The 19,612-nt window shown below is 61.5% G+C and carries 17 protein-coding genes and 2 pseudogenes; 4 read left to right on the top strand and 15 right to left on the bottom strand.

The genetic code is table 11. The features are described 5' to 3' along the window. The 15 genes and pseudogenes from pyc to QO058_RS20630 form a co-directional block, all read right to left on the bottom strand. Positions 1 to 3,460: pseudogene (pyc, locus tag QO058_RS20700) on the bottom strand (pyruvate carboxylase). 108 nt (positions 3,461 to 3,568) lie between these two features. Further along, complete coding sequence (locus QO058_RS20695; protein ID WP_284168130.1) at positions 3,569 to 4,525, bottom strand: electron transfer flavoprotein subunit alpha/FixB family protein; 957 nt, start codon at positions 4,523 to 4,525, stop codon at positions 3,569 to 3,571. Continuing rightward, complete coding sequence (locus QO058_RS20690) at positions 4,525 to 5,274, bottom strand: electron transfer flavoprotein subunit beta/FixA family protein (RefSeq protein ID WP_284168129.1); 750 nt, start codon at positions 5,272 to 5,274, stop codon at positions 4,525 to 4,527. Before QO058_RS20690 ends, QO058_RS20695 begins: the two co-directional genes overlap by 1 nt. Positions 5,275 to 5,281: 7 nt before the next feature. After that, the gene (locus tag QO058_RS20685) at positions 5,282 to 6,094 is read right to left on the bottom strand and encodes an HpcH/HpaI aldolase/citrate lyase family protein (protein WP_284168128.1); all 813 of its coding nucleotides are present in this window, start codon (positions 6,092 to 6,094) and stop codon (positions 5,282 to 5,284) included. Beyond that, positions 6,042 to 7,175: a 5-oxoprolinase subunit C family protein gene (locus tag QO058_RS20680; protein WP_347975467.1), complete on the bottom strand. Its 1,134-nt coding sequence runs from the start codon at positions 7,173 to 7,175 to the stop codon at positions 6,042 to 6,044. Before QO058_RS20680 ends, QO058_RS20685 begins: the two co-directional genes overlap by 53 nt. After that, a complete protein-coding gene (locus tag QO058_RS20675) occupies positions 7,172 to 7,870 on the bottom strand; it encodes a 5-oxoprolinase subunit B family protein (protein WP_284168127.1) in 699 nt (232 codons plus the stop codon). The genes QO058_RS20680 and QO058_RS20675 overlap by 4 nt, the downstream gene beginning before the upstream one ends. A gap of 10 nt (positions 7,871 to 7,880) precedes the next feature. Then, a complete protein-coding gene (locus tag QO058_RS20670) occupies positions 7,881 to 8,171 on the bottom strand; it encodes a DUF1330 domain-containing protein (RefSeq protein ID WP_284168126.1) in 291 nt (96 codons plus the stop codon). A 28-nt stretch (positions 8,172 to 8,199) separates the two neighbouring features. Then, the gene (locus QO058_RS20665) at positions 8,200 to 8,967 is read right to left on the bottom strand and encodes a LamB/YcsF family protein (RefSeq protein ID WP_284168125.1); all 768 of its coding nucleotides are present in this window, start codon (positions 8,965 to 8,967) and stop codon (positions 8,200 to 8,202) included. Positions 8,968 to 8,972: 5 nt separating this feature from the next. Further along, the gene (locus QO058_RS20660) at positions 8,973 to 9,422 is read right to left on the bottom strand and encodes a VOC family protein (protein WP_284168124.1); all 450 of its coding nucleotides are present in this window, start codon (positions 9,420 to 9,422) and stop codon (positions 8,973 to 8,975) included. After that, positions 9,419 to 10,201 (bottom strand): SDR family NAD(P)-dependent oxidoreductase, encoded by a 783-nt coding sequence (locus tag QO058_RS20655; protein WP_284168123.1) that lies wholly within the window; start codon positions 10,199 to 10,201, stop codon positions 9,419 to 9,421. The genes QO058_RS20660 and QO058_RS20655 overlap by 4 nt, the downstream gene beginning before the upstream one ends. Positions 10,202 to 10,215: 14 nt before the next feature. After that, on the bottom strand, positions 10,216 to 11,391 hold the full coding sequence (locus QO058_RS20650; RefSeq protein WP_284168122.1) for an NAD(P)/FAD-dependent oxidoreductase: 1,176 nt from the start codon (positions 11,389 to 11,391) through the stop codon (positions 10,216 to 10,218). Positions 11,392 to 11,395: 4 nt separating this feature from the next. Then, complete coding sequence (locus tag QO058_RS20645) at positions 11,396 to 12,877, bottom strand: aldehyde dehydrogenase (protein WP_284168121.1); 1,482 nt, start codon at positions 12,875 to 12,877, stop codon at positions 11,396 to 11,398. 63 nt (positions 12,878 to 12,940) lie between these two features. Then, on the bottom strand, positions 12,941 to 14,140 hold the full coding sequence (locus tag QO058_RS20640) for an ABC transporter substrate-binding protein (protein ID WP_284168120.1): 1,200 nt from the start codon (positions 14,138 to 14,140) through the stop codon (positions 12,941 to 12,943). 80 nt (positions 14,141 to 14,220) lie between these two features. Further along, a complete protein-coding gene (locus QO058_RS20635) occupies positions 14,221 to 14,808 on the bottom strand; it encodes a thiamine pyrophosphate-dependent enzyme (protein WP_284168119.1) in 588 nt (195 codons plus the stop codon). A 5-nt stretch (positions 14,809 to 14,813) separates the two neighbouring features. Beyond that, the gene (locus QO058_RS20630) at positions 14,814 to 15,323 is read right to left on the bottom strand and encodes a thiamine pyrophosphate-binding protein (protein WP_432212074.1); all 510 of its coding nucleotides are present in this window, start codon (positions 15,321 to 15,323) and stop codon (positions 14,814 to 14,816) included. 159 nt (positions 15,324 to 15,482) lie between these two features. On the opposite strand from QO058_RS20630, the pseudogene QO058_RS20625 reads away from it, so the two are divergent. The 4 genes and pseudogenes from QO058_RS20625 to QO058_RS20605 all read left to right on the top strand — a co-directional run bounded on the left by QO058_RS20625 (position 15,483) and on the right by QO058_RS20605 (position 19,598). Then, a pseudogene (locus QO058_RS20625) lies at positions 15,483 to 16,450 on the top strand (LysR family transcriptional regulator). Between the two features lie 80 nt (positions 16,451 to 16,530). Further along, positions 16,531 to 17,691, top strand: coding sequence for an acyl-CoA dehydrogenase family protein (locus QO058_RS20615; protein WP_284168117.1), 1,161 nt, complete (start codon positions 16,531 to 16,533; stop codon positions 17,689 to 17,691). A 10-nt stretch (positions 17,692 to 17,701) separates the two neighbouring features. Continuing rightward, positions 17,702 to 18,616, top strand: coding sequence for an NAD(P)H-dependent oxidoreductase (locus QO058_RS20610; protein ID WP_284168116.1), 915 nt, complete (start codon positions 17,702 to 17,704; stop codon positions 18,614 to 18,616). Beyond that, positions 18,528 to 19,598, top strand: a complete 1,071-nt coding sequence (locus tag QO058_RS20605) for a CaiB/BaiF CoA transferase family protein (protein WP_284172970.1) — start codon at positions 18,528 to 18,530, stop codon at positions 19,596 to 19,598. The genes QO058_RS20610 and QO058_RS20605 overlap by 89 nt, the downstream gene beginning before the upstream one ends. The last annotated feature ends 14 nt before the right edge of the window (positions 19,599 to 19,612 follow it).

Below are 19,612 nucleotides of genomic sequence, written 5' to 3'. Positions count from 1 at the left end.
TTAGATCAGCGTGACGAGCAGGTCTTTGGTGTCGATCTGGTCACCGATCTTCACGAGCACCTCGCTTACCGTACCATCCCGCTCGGCGTGCAGAGCTGTCTCCATCTTCATCGCCTCGATCGAGAGCAGGACGTCGCCAGCCTTGACCGATTGACCGACCGCGGCGGCCACGGTTGATATCACGCCTGGCATCGGTGCACCGACCTGGCTTGATTGCCCCGGCTCCGCCTTGCGCCGCGTCGGCCGGCTCGCAACCCGATTGCGATCGGGTACCTTCACCATGCGCGCCTGGCCGTTGAGCTCAAAGAAGACCTTGACCATAGCCTGCTCGTCAGGCTCGGCGGTTGCTACGTGCTGGATGACCAGCGCCTTGCCCTTCTCGATCTCAGGCAGAACCTCCTCACCGACTGTAAGTCCGTAGAAATAGGCAGGGGTCGACAAGGTGCTGACCGGGCCGTAGTTTTCGGCAGTAAGTGCGAACTCGGTGAAGACCTTCGGGTACATGAGATAGGATGCGAACTCGGCATCGCTGACCGGGCGAGACAACTTGGCCTCGATCTCTCTCCTCTCTTCATCGAGATTCAATTCCGGCAGAAGCGATCCGGGCCGCACCGTATAAAAGGGCTCGCCCTTCAACACCTTTTTTCTGGAGCGCCTCGGGCCAGCCGCCCGTCGGCTGGCCGAGATCGCCTTTGAACATTGAGACCACCGATTCCGGGAAGGCGATGTCCTTACCCGGGTTCTCGACATCCGCGACGGACAGGTCTTGGCTGACCATCATCAGAGCCATGTCGCCGACAACCTTCGAGGATGGCGTCACCTTGACGATATCGCCGAACATGCGGTTCGCGTCGGCATAGGCCTGCGCCACATCGTGCCAGCGCGCCTCAAGCCCGAGCGAACGCGCCTGCTCCTTCAGGTTGGTAAACTGGCCGCCCGGCATCTCGTGAAGATAGACCTCCGAGGCCGGCCCCTTAAGGTCGCTCTCAAACGCTGCGTACTGGTTACGCACCGACTCCCAGTAGAAGGAGATGCGCCGAATCCAGGCGGGATCCAGCCGAGGATCATGTTCAGATCCGCTCAGCGCCTCGACGATGGAACCCAGGCAGGGCTGCGAGGTCCCGCCCGAAACCGCATCCATCGCCGCATCGATGATGTCGACGCCGGACTCGACGGCTGCCAGCACGGTCGAGGCCGCGATGCCGGACGTATCATGGGTGTGGAAATGGATCGGCAGGTCTGTTGCCTCGCGCAGACCCTTGAACAAGACTCGCGCCGCAGCGGGCTTTAGTAGCCCGGCCATGTCCTTAAGCGCGATCAAATGCGCGCCCGCTTTCTCCAGCTCCGCGGCGAGCCGAGCATAATATCTCAGGTCATATTTGGGCCTGGCGGCGTTGAGGATGTCGCCGGTGTAGCAGATCGCTGCCTCACAGAGCTTGCCTTCGGCGATCACCGCGTCCATGGAGACGCGCATGTTGTCGACCCAGTTCAGGCAGTCAAAGACCCGAAACAGATCGATGCCGCCCTGCGCCGCCTGGCGGATGAAATAGCGCACGACATTGTCCGGATAGTTCTTGTAGCCGACGCCGTTCGCGCCGCGCAGCAGCATCTGTAAGAGGATGTTGGGCGCGCCCTCGCGAATTTTCGCGAGGCGCTCCCAGGGATCCTCCGTCAGGAAGCGCATGGCGACGTCGAAGGTCGCCCCTCCCCAGCATTCGAGCGAGAATAGGTTGGGCAGAGCGCGCGCGTATGCCGGCGCGATACGGCCGATGTCGTAACTGCGCATCCGTGTCGCCAGAAGCGATTGGTGGGCGTCTCGCATCGTGGTGTCGGTGATGAGCAGCGGCTTATGTGCGCGCACCCAGCGCGCGAAGCCATGCGGACCGAGTTCATCCAGCTTCTGACGCGTACCCGGGATGATCGGCGCATCGGTGAAGGGAGGGGCCGGAGCCGCCGCATTGGCCGGTGGTCGCGCCCGGTCACGCGCTTCGGGATGGCCGTTGACGGTAACGTCGGCGAGATAGGTCAGAAGTTTGGTTGCGCGGTCCTGCCGCTTCACCTGCCGAAAGAGCTCCGGCGTGGTGTCGATGAAGCGCGTCGTGTAGCTCATCTCCGCAAAGGCCGGGTGTCCGACGATCGCCTCGAGGAAGGTGAGGTTTGTCGCTACGCCGCGAATTCGGAACTCGCGCAGCGCCCGGTCCATGCGCGCGATCACTTCACCGGGTGTGGGCGCCCAGGCGGTGACCTTCTCCAGGAGCGGATCGTAGTAGCGGGTGATGACTGCGCCGGGATAGGCGGTGCCGCCGTCGAGCCGGATGCCGAAGCCGGATGCAGCACGATAGCCGGTGATGCGTCCGTAGTCGGGAATGAAGTTCTGCTCCGGATCTTCTGTGGTTACGCGGCATTGGAGCGCGTGACCGTTGAGACGGATATCGGCCTGCGGAGGCACTCCGGACGCCTCCGTGCCGATGGCATGGCCTTCGAGGATGTGGATCTGCGCCTTCACGATGTCGATGCCGGTGACGAGCTCGGTGACCGTATGCTCGACCTGGATGCGGGGGTTGACCTCGATGAAGTAGAATCGCCCGGTATCGACATCCATCAGGTACTCGACCGTGCCGGCGCCGACATAACGCGTGGCCTCGGCGATGCGCAGCGAATGGGCAGCGAGCTCGGCGCGTTGGGCCTCGTTCAGGTAGGGGGCGGGAGCGCGCTCGATGACCTTCTGGTTGCGCCGCTGGATCGAGCAGTCCCGCTCGTAGAGATGGACTACGTTGCCGTGCCGGTCGCCGAGGATCTGGCTCTCGACGTGGCGGGCGCGCTCGACGAGCTTTTCGAGATATACCTCGTCCTTGCCGAAGGCCGCCTTGGCCTCACGCTTCGCCTCGGTCACTTCCCGGGCAAGGTCCGCAGCGCTCCTGATGACACGCATACCCCGGCCGCCTCCGCCCCAGGACGCCTTAAGCATGACGGGATAACCGATGGCTTCGGCCATCTTCTCGACCGCCCGAAAATCGTCAGGAAGAGGCTCGGTTGCGGGGACTACGGGCACCCCAAGCGAGATCGCCAGATTGCGGGCGGCAACCTTGTTGCCAAGCTGGCGCATGGTGTCGGGCGTCGGCCCGATGAAGGTAATGCCGTTCGCCGCGCAGGCCTCGGCGAATTCGGGACTCTCGGAGAGCAGCCCATATCCCGGATGGATCGCATCAGCGCCGGAGAGCTTCGCCACGCGGATGATCTCGTCGATCGAAAGATAGCTTTCGATCGGACCGAAATCGCGCGGCAGATGCGGGCCGCGACCGATCCGATAGCTTTCATCGGCCTTGAAGCGGTGCAGCGCGAGCTTGTCCTCCTCAGCCCAGACTGCGACCGTCTTCAAGCCAAGTTCATTGGCGGCGCGGAAGACCCGGATGGCGATCTCCGAGCGGTTGGCGACAAGGATCTTGGTGATGGGCGTCATCATGAGGGCGGTCCATCGCAGAGCAGTTCGGCCAAGCCGCCTGCGGGCGGCCTAGAGCCATTTCAAAAAATGTACCGGCGGCGGACAGAGCCTTGCGACTTGCCGACCTTACTTGCCGGCTTTGGCGAGTTCTGCGTCGAGTTCGGGCATGACGGTGAAGAGGTCGCCGACGAGGCCGTAATCGGCGATCTGGAAGATAGGGGCTTCCTCGTCCTTGTTGATGGCGACAATGACCTTCGAGTCTTTCATGCCGGCGAGATGCTGGATCGCGCCGGAGATGCCGACCGCGATGTAGAGCTCAGGGGCGACCACCTTGCCGGTCTGGCCGACCTGCCAGTCGTTGGGCGCATAGCCGGCATCGACGGCGGCGCGCGAGGCGCCCATGGCCGCGCCGAGACGATCGGCGACGGGCTCGATCACCTTGGTGAAGTTCTCCGACGAGGCGAGCGCGCGCCCGCCCGAAATGATGATCTTGGCGGAGGCCAGCTCCGGACGGTCGGATTTGGCGACCTCCTCGCCCTTGAAGCTCGACAGGCCGGGATCCTCGGCCGCGGAGACGGTCTCGACCGCGGCCGAGCCGGCTCCATCAGCCACTTGGCCCGTCGCCTGGAAGGAGGCGGTGCGGATGGTCAGGAGCTTCTTGGGCTCATTCGACTGCACGGTCTGGATCGCGTTGCCGGCATAGACCGGGCGCTCGAAGGTGTCGGGCGAGACGACCTTGATCACGTCCGAGACCTGCATCACGTCGAGCAGCGCGGCAACGCGCGGCAGCACGTTCTTGCCCGTCGTAGTCGAGGGCGCGACGATGGCGTCATAGCTCTCGGCGAGCTTGACGATCAGGGCCGCCAGCGGCTCGGCCAGGTTGTGCCCGTAAGCGGCGGCGTCGGCCAGCAGCAACTTCTCGACGCCATCGAGCTTGGCTGCCGAATCGGCGGCGGCCTTGGCGTTCTGCCCGGCGACCAGGATGTGAACGGGGGCGCCGAGCGCCTTGGCCGCGGTCAGCGCCTTGGTGGTCGCGTCCTTGAGCGAGGCGTTGTCGTGTTCTGCAATCAGCAGCGTGGCCATCACAGCACTCCCGCTTCGTTCTTGAGTCTCGAGACGAGTTCGGCGGCATTGGCCACCTTGACGCCGGCGGAACGGCCGGCTGGCTCGACCGTCCTCAGCACTTTTAGGCGCGATGCGACATCGACGCCCAGCGTCTCGGCCGAGGTCTCGTCGAGCGGCTTCTTCTTCGCCTTCATGATGTTGGGCAGCGAGGCATAGCGCGGCTCGTTGAGGCGCAGGTCCGTGGTGACGATCGCGGGCAGCTTGAGCGATACCGTCTGCAGGCCACCATCGACCTCGCGAGTGACGTCGATGCTATCTGCAGCCAACTCGACCTTCGAGGCGAAGGTGCCCTGCGGCCAGCCGAGCAGGGCGCCGAGCATCTGGCCAGTCTGGTTGCAATCGTCGTCGATCGCCTGCTTGCCGAGAATGACGAGGCCGGGCGCCTCCTGCTCGACGACCTTCTTCAGAAGCTTGGCGACCGCCAGCGGCTCGACGATGCCATCGACCTTCACCAGGATGCCGCGATCGGCGCCCATGGCGAGGCCGGTCCGGATCGTCTCGGCCGCCTGCGCGGGGCCGACCGACACGACGATCACCTCGGTCGCCTTGCCCGCTTCCTTAAGCCGCAGCGCCTCTTCGACCGCGATCTCGTCGAAGGGGTTCATCGACATCTTCACGTTCGCAAGCTCGACGCCAGAACTGTCCGCCTTGACGCGGATCTTCACGTTGTAGTCAACCACCCGCTTCACGGGCACTAAGATTTTCATTGAGGCCTCACTTGGATATAGGCAGAACGATCAAAGGGATTTCAGTCTTAGCCCTCTTCAAGATATCTCTAGCGCGGATGCGAACCGGCTCATCGACCATCGAGCCATCCACGGATGCCGCGCCGTCTTCCGTCGTCAGCACCTTGCAAGCCCAGAGAATTTCATTTTCGTCAGGCGACAGACCACTCTTGATCGCCGAGACCTGACGAGGGTGGATAGAGAGTTTGCCTGCGAAACCTAAGTCGCGCGCATACCGAGCGTCCGCGAAGATTGCAGCCTCGTCATCAATCGACGTGGTCACTCCATCGATTGGCGCGACCAGACTTGCGAGCCGAGATGAGAGAACAAGGTCGCTACGCGCTGCCAGGAGTGCTTCGTTCGTGTGCGCGCAACCAAGGTCTGCGCAGAAGTCGATGCTCCCAAACGCGAGACGCAGCACATTTGGCATCGCCGCGATGCGGCGAGCATCTGCGATACCACGCGCACTTTCGATCAGAGGGATCACTGGAAGTGATATTTGCGTACATAGATCCTCGAATGCTTGGCTCCCCTCGGCCTTCGGGACAACGACGCCGTCGAGTCCACCCTCTACAATTGCCTTGAGATCAGCCTCGTGCCACGGGGTGCCGAGCCCATTAATCCGAACGAGTACCGGCTTGTCCGAGAAGCCCACTCGCAGGCTTGCTCTTGCCTTATCTTTTTCTAGGACCGGGACGGCATCCTCAAGGTCGAGAATGACAGCGTCGGCTTCGCTAAAGGCGGCTTTCTCAAAGCGTTCCGGCCGATGCCCCGGCACGAATAGAGGGACCGAGAAACCCATGGAAAGATCTTTCATAACTGAGCCTCAAGCGGGGGGCGCCTTGGCTTTGGGGCCTGATATCCTCGCGGTTTCGGCCTTTGGCATCGACCACGCCGCTAATCAGGTTTTCCCCCATCAACCGCTGGCTCAGACTTCCACGGGCGGTAGAAATTGCAGAATAGTATCGCGCCAAGCCTGCGTGGCGGCTCCTCGAAAGCTCAACTGCCTTGTCGGGGCTGATCGGAATAAACCGGATCTCATCTCGGCTCCGAAGCTGAACGAAGCTGTCCAGTTCTGAGTCCACCACAGTCGCGATCTTCGGGTAGCCCCCGGTGGTCTGGTGATCTGCCAGGAGTATCGTTGGCACCCCGTCACCGGCGACCTGAATCGACCCTCTGACAATTGCCTCCGAGGGCATGTCTAACAGCCCTTCTGGCGACAAAGCGGGGCCTTTCAATCGCACGCCCATACGATCGTACGCATCGCTGAGAATGTAGCTCCGCGTCATCAGCGTTTGGAGGGCATCGGCGCTGAAAAAGCGCTCCTGCGGGCCGAGAACGATATGAAGCTCTGAACGAGGCCTGGCCGTAACCGGGCAAGGTATATCGCCTCCCCGCTCCTCGCGTCGCGACGCCGATCGTACGTGCAAGAGCTGCCCGACCTTAAGCCGACCGCCTCCGAGTCCTGAGGAAGCATGCGTCGAGGCGCTACCCAACCAATGTTCGGACACGAGTTCGCCGGCGAACGCCAGATAGGTCCAACTTCCCCAATGGCCGGGCCGGATCGTCAGCCGCTCACCGGTCCGGAGGGTTACGATCGACCAGGAGCCGACTTTTGCAGAACCGCATTGGACGACAAATCCACCCCCCGCTATGGCAAGAGACAGGATGCCCGCCTGGCATTCCAGTACTACGCCCCCCATCGATACTTCGATAGTTGGCGCGTTGGCCGCATTACCCAATGCGATATTAGCCGCCGCCAGCGAAGCTCGATCCATGGCGCCGGAACGTGGGACCCCAAAGCGCATAAAACCGCTTCGCCCACCATCCTGGATTGATACATGAGGGCCGACGGACACGACCGAGAGAATGGCGTCGCTCATGACTGCGCCAGACTGATCGCCGACCGGGATACGCGGCGAAATTGCACGGTATCGCCCACATTGAATAGAAATGCTTGTTCGCTCGATTTTATGTTGAGTACCCGAGTAGGAGATCGGCCGATGATCGACCAACCCGTGGGCATTTTCAGGGTAGTCACGAGGCATTGAGGCCCTGCGATCAAGACGCTACCAGCCGGGATGTCGCGAACTGCGGCCTGCTTACGCGGAACTTGGATGATAGCTGGCACCCCTGCGAGATAAGCGTAGCCCGGTGCGAAGCCGTACATGAAGACCCTATAATCCGATGACAAATGGGCGTTGATCAGCTGTTCGACCGTCAGCCCGCATTGCTGAGCGACATCTGCCAGGTCGGGCGCAAACTCGACGTCATAACAGACTTCAATTTCTCGGATTTGTCCGTGAATTTTCGATCGGGGCCCGCGCGTGATGCATTCCGTTACGGCCAATCGTACTTTTCGATGGTCGGTTAAATACGGATCAAAACAGACCAAAACACTCGCATAGGCAGGTATAGCTTCGAGAAAGCCCTCGAACGGCGCCGCCGAAAGAGCGGAATCCAGCTTCAAGACCTCGCTGTGAATTTCATCCGTGATGGTATAGCCAAATTCCACCAGCAACGCTCGCTCGGCGACCGGGCGATATCGAGGGTATTCTGTATCGGAAACGTTCGACATCGAATGGATCTTAATCTGTGCCTTCGATGAGAATGAAGTCAGCTTCCGCGGCACCATAGCGAAGCGCCTTTGCACGCTCATATTCAGAGCTGCCCCAAAATTCTTGCACGCTCTTGAAACTCTCGAATTCAAAAATTACCGTTCTAGACTTAGGATTACCCTCCTTGACGATCGCCGTCTCGGGTTTAACAATCACCTTCGCCCTATACTGCTTTAAAAGCGCGCCGGCTTCCTTAGCGTAGAGGGCGTAAGCATCCGCGTTCGTGATTGTAACTTGAGCGATGAGATAGCCCTTCGCCATCGCGACCTCCTGCTTTGGCTTTTTCGGATTAACTGCTGAGAAACGAGCTGAACTGAACGCCGGAAGCTTCCAGTCTTTGCCGAATGTGACTCGCCATGGCTAATGCCCCAGCGCTATCACCGTGGACACAAATTGAGTGAGCTTCCAGCTTGATCGGCTTGGCATCGACCGTTGGCATGAGGCCTGACGATAGAAACGCAAGCAAGCGTTCGGCGGCCGTCTCGGCATCATGGATCATGGCGCCCGGCATCTGCCGGGGAACGAGACGGCCTGTTGCCAGGTAACCCCGGTCGGCAAAGATTTCGCTGAAGACCCACACCCCTGCGTCGGCAGCAGCTCGCTCCAGCTCCGTGCCGGAGATGGCGAGAATGGCGAGGCCGGGATCAACGGCCATTGTGGCGCGGACAACCGCATCCGCAGCGCCCCGATCATCGGCCGCCCAATTTCCTAGGGCACCGTGAGGCTTGACGTAGCGTACTTCCGCGTTAGCAAGCGCAGCGGCGCCCAGCAAGGCTCCGAGTTGGGTGGCTACCAACTGCTCGACCTCCCGCGTAGACAAGGGCAGCAGCCTGCGCCCGAACCCTTCACGGTCCGCGAAGCCAGGATGGGCACCGGCCACAACCCCCTGATCGCGTGCGAGCGCCAATGTCTCGACCATCGTGGCAGGATCGCCCGCATGGCCGCCGCACGCGATGTTCGCACTCGTCACGACGCGCAGGATTTGCTCATCGTCCCCCATGCGCCAAGGGCCGTAGCCCTCGCCTAAATCGGAGTTCAAATCGATCGCGGCGGCCATGGCATTCACGTTCCAGGCTTATTGGTCGACCGCGTCAGCAGCACGACGCCGTTGGACCACGCCGTGTCGTAATAGGTAAACCCGGTGCCGTTATCGCGACGCCCCTTCGCGAGCACCTCCAGGCCTGAAGCCGTCGCTTCCGCCTCGGCGCCGTCGGCATCGGCGACCTCGAAACCGACATGGAAGATGCCTTCGCCCTTGGTATCCAGGAAGACCCGCTGGGGACACGGCTTGTTCGGCGGCTCGCAAAGCTGGATTTGAATGTTTGGCAGGTTGCAAATGCGATACTTGAGCTCTTGAAATGCCACCTCATTCGGAACCGAAAGGTGCTTGTACTCAACAAGTGGCGGATATTCTTGCCAAGGTCCTATGCCGATCGCTTCATAATGAGCCTGCGCCTTGTCGATGTCCGCAACGACTACGCAAAGATGGTGAAGCTTCTGAAAGATGCTCACGACTTCTCCTCCGTGTCGGGCATGACGTAGTTGAGCACGCGCCTACCGCCGTCGGGGTAGATCGTTTCACCGGTAATGTAGGAAGCGTCGTCGCTTGCGATGAACGCCGCGACCGCTGCGATCTCTTCGGGCAAGCCATAGCGGCCCAACGGCGTGCGCATGAGGATGGCTTTGTGCCCGGCGCTATTGACGAAATCCCCGGCGACCATTTCGCTCATGATCGTTCCTGGACCGATTCCTACGACGCGGATTCCGTGGGGCGCGAAGGCGACGGCGGCGGTACCCGTCACCTGGTTCATGCCGCCCTTGGAGATGGCGTAAGGCGCGACATTCGGATTGGCCAAACCCGAATTGATCGACGACATGTTGATGATGACGCCGCCTCGCCCTTGGGAAATCATTTGACGCCCAGCGGCCTGCGTACCGAGGAACGCACCCTTAAGATTGACGCCGAGTACCTGCTCGTAGGTTTCCTCCGTCACATCGAGGAATGGCACGATTGGGCAGATGCCTGCGTTGTTGACCATGATGTCGAGTTGGCCAAAGCGCTTCACCGCCGCGGCAACCAAGGCATCGACTTGCTCTTTGCGGCTCACGTCCGTGACCACGGCGAGAACGTTTTCCGAAGTGCCGATTGCCGCAGCCGTTTCATTCAGCCGAGCGGCATCGACGTCGCCGATCACAACCCTGGCGCCTTCCGCCAGAAAACGTTCCGCGCAGGCACGACCGATACCGCGCGCGGCCCCGGTCACGACCGCGACCCTGTCAGCCAGTTTCATGTTCAAGTCCTTCCTCAGTAAACGACCGTCTCGTGCAAAGGCGTTCCGCTCGCGATCCGGTCGAACCCAAGCGGTGATAGGTCGATCGACCGATATTCCCCGTGCACGATAAGTTCGGCGATGCCGCGTCCCGTGGCGGGAGCATGCATGACCCCATGACCCGAGAAGCCCGTTGCGAAAATCAAATTGTTGATTTCTTGATGCGGGCCGATGATGCCGTTGTGATCCAGCGCATTCACTTCGTAGTGGCCCGCCCAGGATCGCTCCACGCGCAACTGCTCAAGCGCGGGCACGCGATGAGCGAGCGCGGGCCAGATCCTCTCCTCAAGAAGATGGTGATGAGGCTCGAAATCCCCGGATGCCTCGGGATCTTCCGCGAATTCCGGGGCGATCCCGCAAATGAAGCCCTCCCCTTCGGGACGTATCCAAGCACCGGTGGTATCGAAAAGCATCGGGAAACCCGTGCGGTCGAGGGGGGCGCGGATGCTGAACACCGTGCGCTTGCGCGGAGAGACCGGGAGGCCGATTCCTAGACCCGCCAGAACGTTGGCCGAGTTGGCCCCGGCGGCGTTGATGCACCAGTCGAGCGGCAGAACCGTTCCAGTTTGGAGTTTCACTCCAACCGCTCGGTCCCCGCGAACAAGAATATGATCGACGCCGGCGTGCACGTAAGTGACGCCCAAATCTCGTGCCGCACCCCGGACCAGCGAAAGCAAGGACCAAGCGTCGAACCAACCTTCGTTGCGTTCGGCGGTCGTCGCGATGCCGAGGCCCTCGACGTTCAGCCAAGGAAAGCGTGCCTTCGCGGCGTCAGGTTCGAGCGCGGTGATCTCCGCCCCTTCGGAATTCTGCATTTCGACGCCGGCGCGTCTCTCATCCACCGTCTCATGGCTACCCAGGATCAGATACCCGCGCTCGATGAAGCCGATATCCGCAGCAGCGCCGAAGTGCTTCTTGATGTTCCGGAAGAAGTCGGCCCCGAAGAGACTCATATGCACATTGACGGGAGTCCCGAATTGCGTCCGGATCGATGCTGCCGAGAGGGCCGTCGACGAGAACTGATAGGTCGGATCGCGTTCGACGACGGTTAGAGGACCCAGAAATCCGGTTCGGCGCAGGAAGTAAGCGACGCAGCTGCCGACGATCGCTCCACCAATGATGACGATTGACCCCTTCGCGCGATCGTTCATCAGTTCACCTGATCACGAACGGATTGGTGGTCACGCCGATGGTATCGATCCAGACCGTTTTGGTCTGGAGATAGGCGTCAACCGCCTCCTGCCCACTTTCCCGGCCGATTCCACTTCGCTTGAAACCGCCGAACGGCGCCATATAACTGACCGCGCGATAGCTGTTCACCCACACGGTCCCGGCCTGCATCTCGGCAGCGCCGCGGAGGGCGCGGCCGATGTCGGCGGTCCAGATCCCGGCAGCTAACCCGTAAGGGCTGTCGTTTGCGATCGCGAAAGCTTCATCATCGTCATCGAAGGGAATGACCGAGAGGATCGGTCCGAAAACCTCTTCGCGCGCAATGCGCATCTGGTTGTTCACGCCGGTAAAGATGCTCGGTTCCACGAACCATCCGTTCGCAAGTTCGCCGCCGCCCGGACTTCCCCCGCCCAGCACGCACTGCGCGCCCTCTCCGCGAGCGATCTCGAGGTAACCTAGGACCTTTTCGCGCTGATCGCGGGTCGTGATCGGACCGACCTGGGTTTCCGGTAGAGCGGGATTGCCGATGCGGGCGCTGCCGGCGAGCTTAACGACCTCGTCCACGACGCGATCGTGAACCTTCCGATGCACGAGGAGGCGCGAGCCGGCGATGCACGTCTGTCCGCTCGCGGCGAAGATACCGGAAACCGCACCGTTCACGGCGCTGTCGATGTTTGCGTCGGCGAAAACGATGTTCGCGGATTTGCCACCCAGTTCGAGCGTGACCGTCTTCAACCCTTCCGCAGCGGCGCGATAAACCGCTAGACCACCAGGCTCGCCGCCCGTGAAGGCGATCTTGGCGACGTCGGGATGGGAAACGAGTGGAGCCCCGACCTCGATCGGCATCCCGGTGACCGTGTTGACGACGCCCGGGGGAAAGCCTGCCTGGGCGAATAGCTTGACGAATTCCAGTGTCGAGGCGGAGGTGTGCTCCGACGGTTTGATTACGACCGTGTTGCCGGCGGCCAGCAACGGCGCGAGCTTCCAGGTCAGAAGCATCAGCGGCGAGTTCCAAGGTACGATCGCCGCGATCACGCCGATCGGCTCGCGCCGCGTGAAGGCGAACATGCCCGGCTTGTCGATCGGAAGGACTGCTCCTTCGATCTTATCGGCAAGCCCGCCGAAATAGCGGTACCATTCGGGAACGTAGCGGAGCTGCGCCGACATTTCGGAGATCAGCTTGCCGTTGTCCCGCGTCTCGATCGCGGCCAAACCGTCGGCATTCTCCGCGATCAGGTCGGCCAGACGGACGAGCAACTTACCGCGTGCCGAGGCCGTGAGACCGGCCCATTCCTTCGATCGGAAGGCGGCCTTCGCGGCGGCAACGGCCGCGTCGACCTCCGCCTTCCCGTCGCGGGGGATCAGCGCCCAAGGCCTGGCCGTGTAAGGGTCGAAGCTCTCGAAGGTCGCGCCGACCCGTTGCGAGGCGCCGCCGATGGTGTTGGCGAAGCTGGTCAACAGGGTCATGATCACCTCACATTGGTTTCAGGAATTCCGGGACGGCGGGAAGACCACCCCGGCAAGTGGAGCTTACTTCACTAGCGGACAGCCACCGTCTTCGATCGGCCGCCAGGCCTCGGCCGCGGGAATGACCGAGCGCAGCTTGTAGTAATCCCATGCGCCCTTGCTTTCCTCCGGCTTCTTGACCTCGAAAAGGTACATGTCGTGAAGATGCCGGCCGTCGCGGCGGATCGATCCCTTGCCGAAAAGCTTATCCTCGGTGGGCATGTCCTTCATCTTCGCCACGACTTGCGCGCCGTCGGCGCTGCCCTTCAGCGCTTCCACCGCCTTGAGATAATGGATGACGGAGGAATACACGCCAGCATGAGCCATGGTCGGGTACTTGCCACCGTTAGCCGCTGCGAATTCCTTCGCGAAAGCGCGATTGGCGTCGGTCATATCCCAGTACCACGCCTCAGTGAGCATCAGACCTTGGGCCGTTGCGAGACCGAGCGAATGGACATCGGTGATGAAGATAAGAAGACCCGCGAGGCTCTGACCGCCTGCGACGATACCAAACTCCGCTGCTTGCTTGATCGAGTTGATCGTGTCGCCGCCGCCGTTGGCGAGGCCGATGACCTTTGCCTTGGACGCCTGAGCCTGAAGCAGAAACGAAGAGAAGTCCTGTCCAGGGAAGGGGTGACGCACTTTGCCCAGAACCTTCCCGCCGAACTTCTCCACAACTGCTGCAGTGTCATTCTCCAAAGCGTGTCCGAACGCATAGTCGGCGGTCAGAAAGAACCAGGTATTGCCGCCGGTCTTGACGGTGGCGGCCCCTGTACCATTGGCGAGCGCGTAAGTATCGTATGTCCAATGAACGGTATTTGGCGTGCAGGCCTTGCCGGTCAGATCAGTGGTAGCCCCCGCAGAAACGAGGAAAACCTTATTCTTTTCCTTCGTGATGGTATTCACCGCGAGAGCCACGGAGGAGGTCGGCACGTCGACAATGACATCAACGTTCTCGACGTCATACCAGCGGCGCGCAATATTGGATCCGATGTCGGGCTTGTTCTGGTGGTCTGCAGAGACGACCTCGACTTTCATACCCTTCGCCGTCGCACCGTAGTCCTCCACGGCCTTTCGCGCGGCCCAGACAGAGCCCTGCCCCGCGAGATCGGCGTAGATGCCCGTCTGATCGTTCAGGACGCCGATTTTGATGTTGTCATCTCGCTTCTGTGCATGGGCCGCGCCCGTGCCTGCAAAGACGGCGGCCGCCAAAAAAACAAACATTCTCGTTCGCATCGTTCGCTCCCCTTATGAATTTTATCATTTGCCGCGATCGGCCTTCCGGATGCTTGGAATAGTTTCGGCTATCCAGCGGCAAAACCGAGATGACCGCGGAACCGGTTTTTGACGAAGACCGCATCGCGCGGCGGGAGAGAGCGCGGGAGGTTCTCGGCGTTGATCTTGAGCACAAAGAGCCTGGGGCCAGAGGCAGGCTTCCGAAGCTCGTCAACCAGTTGATCCACCGCTTCGAGAGTCCGCAGCTCACGGGCGACTGAAAATCCGCATGCACCCGCCACCTTGTCGAACAATATGCCCCGTCCGGTGTGGCTGGATTGCATCCCGGTTTCGCCGAAATGTTGATTATCGAGCACGATGACATCGAGGTTTTTCGGGGACGCGACCGCGATGGTGGCAAGCGCACCAAAAGCCATGAGCTGCTCACCGTCGCCAGTGATCACCATGACGCGCTTTTTTGGCTGCGCCTGCGCGAGGCCAAGACCAACCAGTGCAGCACCGCCCATGGCGCCCCAAAGGTAATAATTGTTGTCTCGGTCGCCGGCTGCGTGGACGTCATAGCTCGGCGAACCGAGACCGGTAACGACCAGCGCGCCATCACGGGCATCCAGAAGCTTCTTCACCGCCTCACGGCGGTCCATGGTCGGAAGGCTCATGAGGCTCACCACTTCTTCTTGCCTAGCAGGCGCTGACCTATCAAAACGGCGATCTGCTGATCGGCATCGAAGGCCATCGTTGCAGCCTGAGCCACGGTCTCGACCAGGTCTTCCCCGGTTTCCGCGCGAAGAACGGTGATGCCGATCGCCTCAAGTGCCGCCTGCGTCGCGCTTCCCATCGGCACTTGCCAGGGATTGAACTCCGCCCACTCGCCGCGCATAGTTACGAGCATGAGCAGCGGGAACCGAGCCTGAACCGGCAGCGACAGCATGTTGATGCAGTTGCCGGCACCCGAGGACTGCATCAGCACGACGCTGCGTTGCCCACCGAGCCAAGCGCCGGCCGCGATGGCGATGCCCTCTTCCTCTGTGGTCAGCACGTTGGTGACAACTTCGGAATCCGCGCTGAACAGTTTGATCAACGTCGAATGCCCGGCGTCGGGGACATAGGACATATGGCCGATGCCCGCCGACTTCAGCGTGTCATAGAGTTCGATCGGCCAGTCGAGGGACAAATCGCGTGTCGATGCGACCCTTTGCGAATTGATGACGTCAGCGGCAGCCAAGGCGCGCCTCCTTGCGAAACGATCCAATGTCTGCGCCCTTATAGCCTTATCAAATACTCCTCGACCTCGACCCTTTTTGTCGATCAGATATAGCGGGATTATATGTCTATGGATATTTCCCAGCTCAGAACGCTCATCCACGTTGCCGAGCTCGGCAGTCTCTCGAAGGCGGCTGACCGGCTGCATATCGCCCAGCCCGCTCTGAGCCGGCAGATCCGACTCCTGGAAGCAGAACTTGGCGTGCGTCTGTTCCAACGTCACGGCCGCGGTATGACCGTCACGGAGCAGGGGCAAGACGTTCTACAGCACGCCTCGCGGATTATGGCGGAGCTTGAAGAAATCCGTGCCGTCGTCGCGGATGAGAACGCGCCGCTGCGGGGCCACGTTTCTATCGGGATGCCGCCAACCGCTTCAGACATTCTGTCTGAGCCGCTGGTCGCCGCCTTTCGGGACGCACACCCCGAGGCGACATTGCGGATCGTCAGCGCCTATTCCGGCTACCTGCTGGACTGGCTCCATCGCGGGGAACTCGATGCGGCGATACTCTACGATCCAAAATCGGCGCGCACGCTGCACATTCAGCCCTTATTAGAGGAGACGCTATTTCTGATCGGCCCCCGGGAGCCGGCCTGTCGCCCGACGAGAGTGTCGACTTCTCTCAGCTTAAACATGAGCGGCTGCTTCTGCCGAGCCGCGGACATGGGCTACGTTCAATCGTCGAGCGCTGCGCTGAGGAGTGCGGTATTTTGCTCGACATTAAAGTTGAGGCCGACAACTTCTCCACTCTGAAAGCGCTAGTGAGGAGCGGGCACGGCGTTACCGTGCTCCCCCTGGCGCCGATCCATAAGGATCTCCAAAAGGGACGGCTTTGCGCCGCTCCGCTTGTTAATCCGATACCAATGCGGCGCCTGATCATGTCCTATCCAACGGACAGGCCAACGCCCCGGCTGGCCCGCTTCGCCGGCCACGTTATCTCCAAGACCATTGAAGCGCTCGTCACACAGGGGGTCTGGTCCGGTCGCATATTGGAAGACGTTTCCATCAAAAAAGCCGGAAGCGATAGAAAACCGGCATAGCTGTTCTCGCCACCTTATCGTTGTCGATATGCCATCGGCACAGCTACCAAAAAGGTGCTGTTCCAGGAGCGACATCGATCATGAGTCATTCTGCCGAGGCCCACGCCGATATCCGCGACGCGGTCGGCAGGTTGTGCGCGGATTATCCCGGCGAGTACTGGCGCAAGCTCGACCGCGAGATGGCCTATCCTACCGAGTTCGTGACGGCACTGACGGAGAGCGGCTTCCTCTCGGCGCTGATCCCGGAGGAATATGGCGGCGCGGGCCTCACCCTCTCGGCCGCCGCGGCGATCATGGAGGAGATTCAGCGCCAGGGCTGCAATGGCGCCGCCTGCCACGCCCAGATGTATGTGATGGGCACGGTGCTCCGGCATGGTACCGAGGACCAGAAGCAGCGCTACCTGCCAAAGATCGCCTCGGGTGAATTGCGCCTGCAGGCCTTCGGCGTCACCGAACCGACCAGCGGCACCGACACCACGGCGTTGCGCACCACCGCCCGGCGCGAGGGCGACCACTACATCGTCAACGGCCAGAAGATCTGGACCAGCCGGGCGGCGCAATCGGACCTGATGCTGCTGCTCGCCCGCACCACGCCGCGCGACCAGGTCGCGAAGCGCACAGACGGGCTCTCGGTCTTCATCCTCGACATGCGCGAGGCGTTGAAGGATGGCCTGACCATCCGGCCGATCCGGACGATGATGAACCACGCCACCACCGAAGTGTTCTTCGACAATGTGAAAGTGCCCGCTGCCAACCTCGTCGGCGAGGAGGGCAAGGGCTTCCGCTACATTCTCTCCGGTATGAACGCCGAGCGCATCCTGATCGCCGCCGAATGCGTCGGCGATGCGAAATGGTTCATCGACAAGGCCTCGATCTACGCCAAGGAACGCCAGGTCTTCGGCCGGCCGATCGGCCAGAACCAGGGTATCCAGTTCCCGATCGCACGGTCATACGCCAACATGCGTGCCGCCGAACTGATGGTGCGCGAGGCGATCCGCCTCTACGAGGCCGGGGAGAACCCAGGCGCCGAAGCGAACATGGCCAAGATGCTGGCGGCGGACGCCTCCTTCGAGGCGGCGAACGCCTGCATCCAGACCCATGGCGGTTTCGGCTTCGCCGAAGAATACGATGTCGAGCGCAAGTTCCGCGAGACGCGGCTCTACCAGGTCGCGCCGATCTCAACGAACCTGATCCTGTCCTATCTCGCCGAGCATGTCCTCGGCATGCCGCGCTCTTACTGAAGGTCAGCTTATGAATGTCCTCCTCATCTATGCCCACCCGGAGCCCACCTCCTTCAATGGCGCGATGCGCGACTTGGCGGTACAGGTGCTGACAGAGGCAGGCCATTTGGTCGAGGTCTCGGACCTCTACGCGATGAACTTCCAGCCTGTGACCGGCTTGTCCGATTTCACTGGCGAGCGCTCCGATCCGAACCGGCTCAGCATCGCTCGTGAACAGACCCATGCGATGGAAACCGGCACCATCGCCGCCGACATTGCCGCCGAGCAGGCCAAGCTGGCGCGGGCCGACATGTTGATCCTGCAATTCCCCGTTTGGTGGTTTGGCATGCCGGCCATCATGAAGGGCTGGGCCGACCGCGTCTTCGCACGCGGTTTTGCCTATACGACCGGTCGCAAATACGACACGGGCCTGTTCAAGGGTAAGCTAGCGATGGTCGCGGCGACGACCGGCACCTCGGCCGATACGTACGTTCCCGACGGCATCGACGGCGACATCCTCTCTGTGCTTTGGCCGGTTCATAATGGCCTGCTCCGCTATACAGGTTTCGATGTCCTCCCCCCTATGTCGCCTATATGCCGGGCCGCATTGATGATCCGGCTCGAAAAGCGCAGCTGGAAGCCTATCGGGAACGTTTGCTCACGATCGATCAAACGCCCCGCCTGTTCTTCCACTCGGCGGACGATTATGGCCCCAACGAACGCCTTAAGCCGGGCGTGCTCGCGCGCTCGGGCGTTCAGCGGAATGTTTGAAGCCCACAAATCGATTAGCCACCGACCAAAAAAATTTCCCAATGCCACCCGCTCGTCGCCCTCTAGAAGGCCTTTTCGTCGTTGCGATCGAACAGGCGGTCGCGGCTCCGTTTTGCACCTCGCGCCTCGCGGATGCTGGAGCGCGCGTCATCAAGATCGAGCGGCCAGAGGGTGATTTCGCGCGGGGTTATGACGACGTCACCAAGGGTCAATCCAGCTATTTCGTCTGGCTGAACCGCGGCAAGGAGTCGCTCATCGTCGATCTCGCCGCGCCGGAGGGCAAGCAGACACTTCGCGAGCTGCTCGGCCAGGCGGATGTGCTGGTACAGAATCTCAAGCCCGGCGCGCTCGGCCGGCTCGGTTTTGGCAGCGAAAAGTTGCGCAAAAGCCATCCGCGTCTGATCTCGTGCTCGATCAGCGGCTATGGCGAGACCGGTCCCTTCGCCGAGCGCAAGGCCTACGACCTCCTGATCCAGGCCGAATCCGGCCTGTCCTCCATCACCGGAGGTCCCGCCGAGCCGGCTCGCGTCGGCACGTCCATCGTCGATATCGCAACCGGCGCAACGGCCCATGCCGCGATCCTCGAAGCGCTGATCGCCCGTGGCATCACCGGCGAGGGCGCTGATATCCGTGTGTCGATGTTCGACGTGATGGCCGATTGGTTGACCGTGCCTTTGCTCCATCAGGAGGGCGGAAAACCGCCCCAGCGCCTCGGCCTCGCCCACCCCTCGATTGCGCCTTACGGCGTCTTCACCACCCGTGACGGCAAGCAGATCTTGATCTCGATACAGAGCGACCGAGAATGGGGGAAATTCTGCGCCGAGTTCCTGCGTCTGCCCGCACTCGCCACTGACGAGCGTTTCGCCAGGAACGTCGCCCGTGTGCGCAACCGCAGCCTGACCGACGAGGCCGTCGGCACAGCCTTCGGCGCGCTCGACGACGTGGAAGCGAGGGAATTGTTGACGCGAGCTGATATCGCATTTGCTTCTGTCAACGATATGGCGGCCCTCTCCACCCACCCGCATCTGCGCCGGATCACGGTTGAGACGCCGGCCGGACCGGTCGCTTTCCCGGCACCAGCGCCGATCGTCATCGGCCAGGAGCGCGACTACGGACGAGTGCCGGCCATCGGCCAGCATGCCCTGCTGCACACCTAAGAAAGACACGCCTC

This window comes from Bosea vestrisii (genome assembly GCF_030144325.1).
Classification (GTDB): Bacteria; Pseudomonadota; Alphaproteobacteria; order Rhizobiales; family Beijerinckiaceae; genus Allobosea; species Allobosea vestrisii_A.
This window is presented reverse-complemented; position numbering and strand designations above follow the sequence as displayed.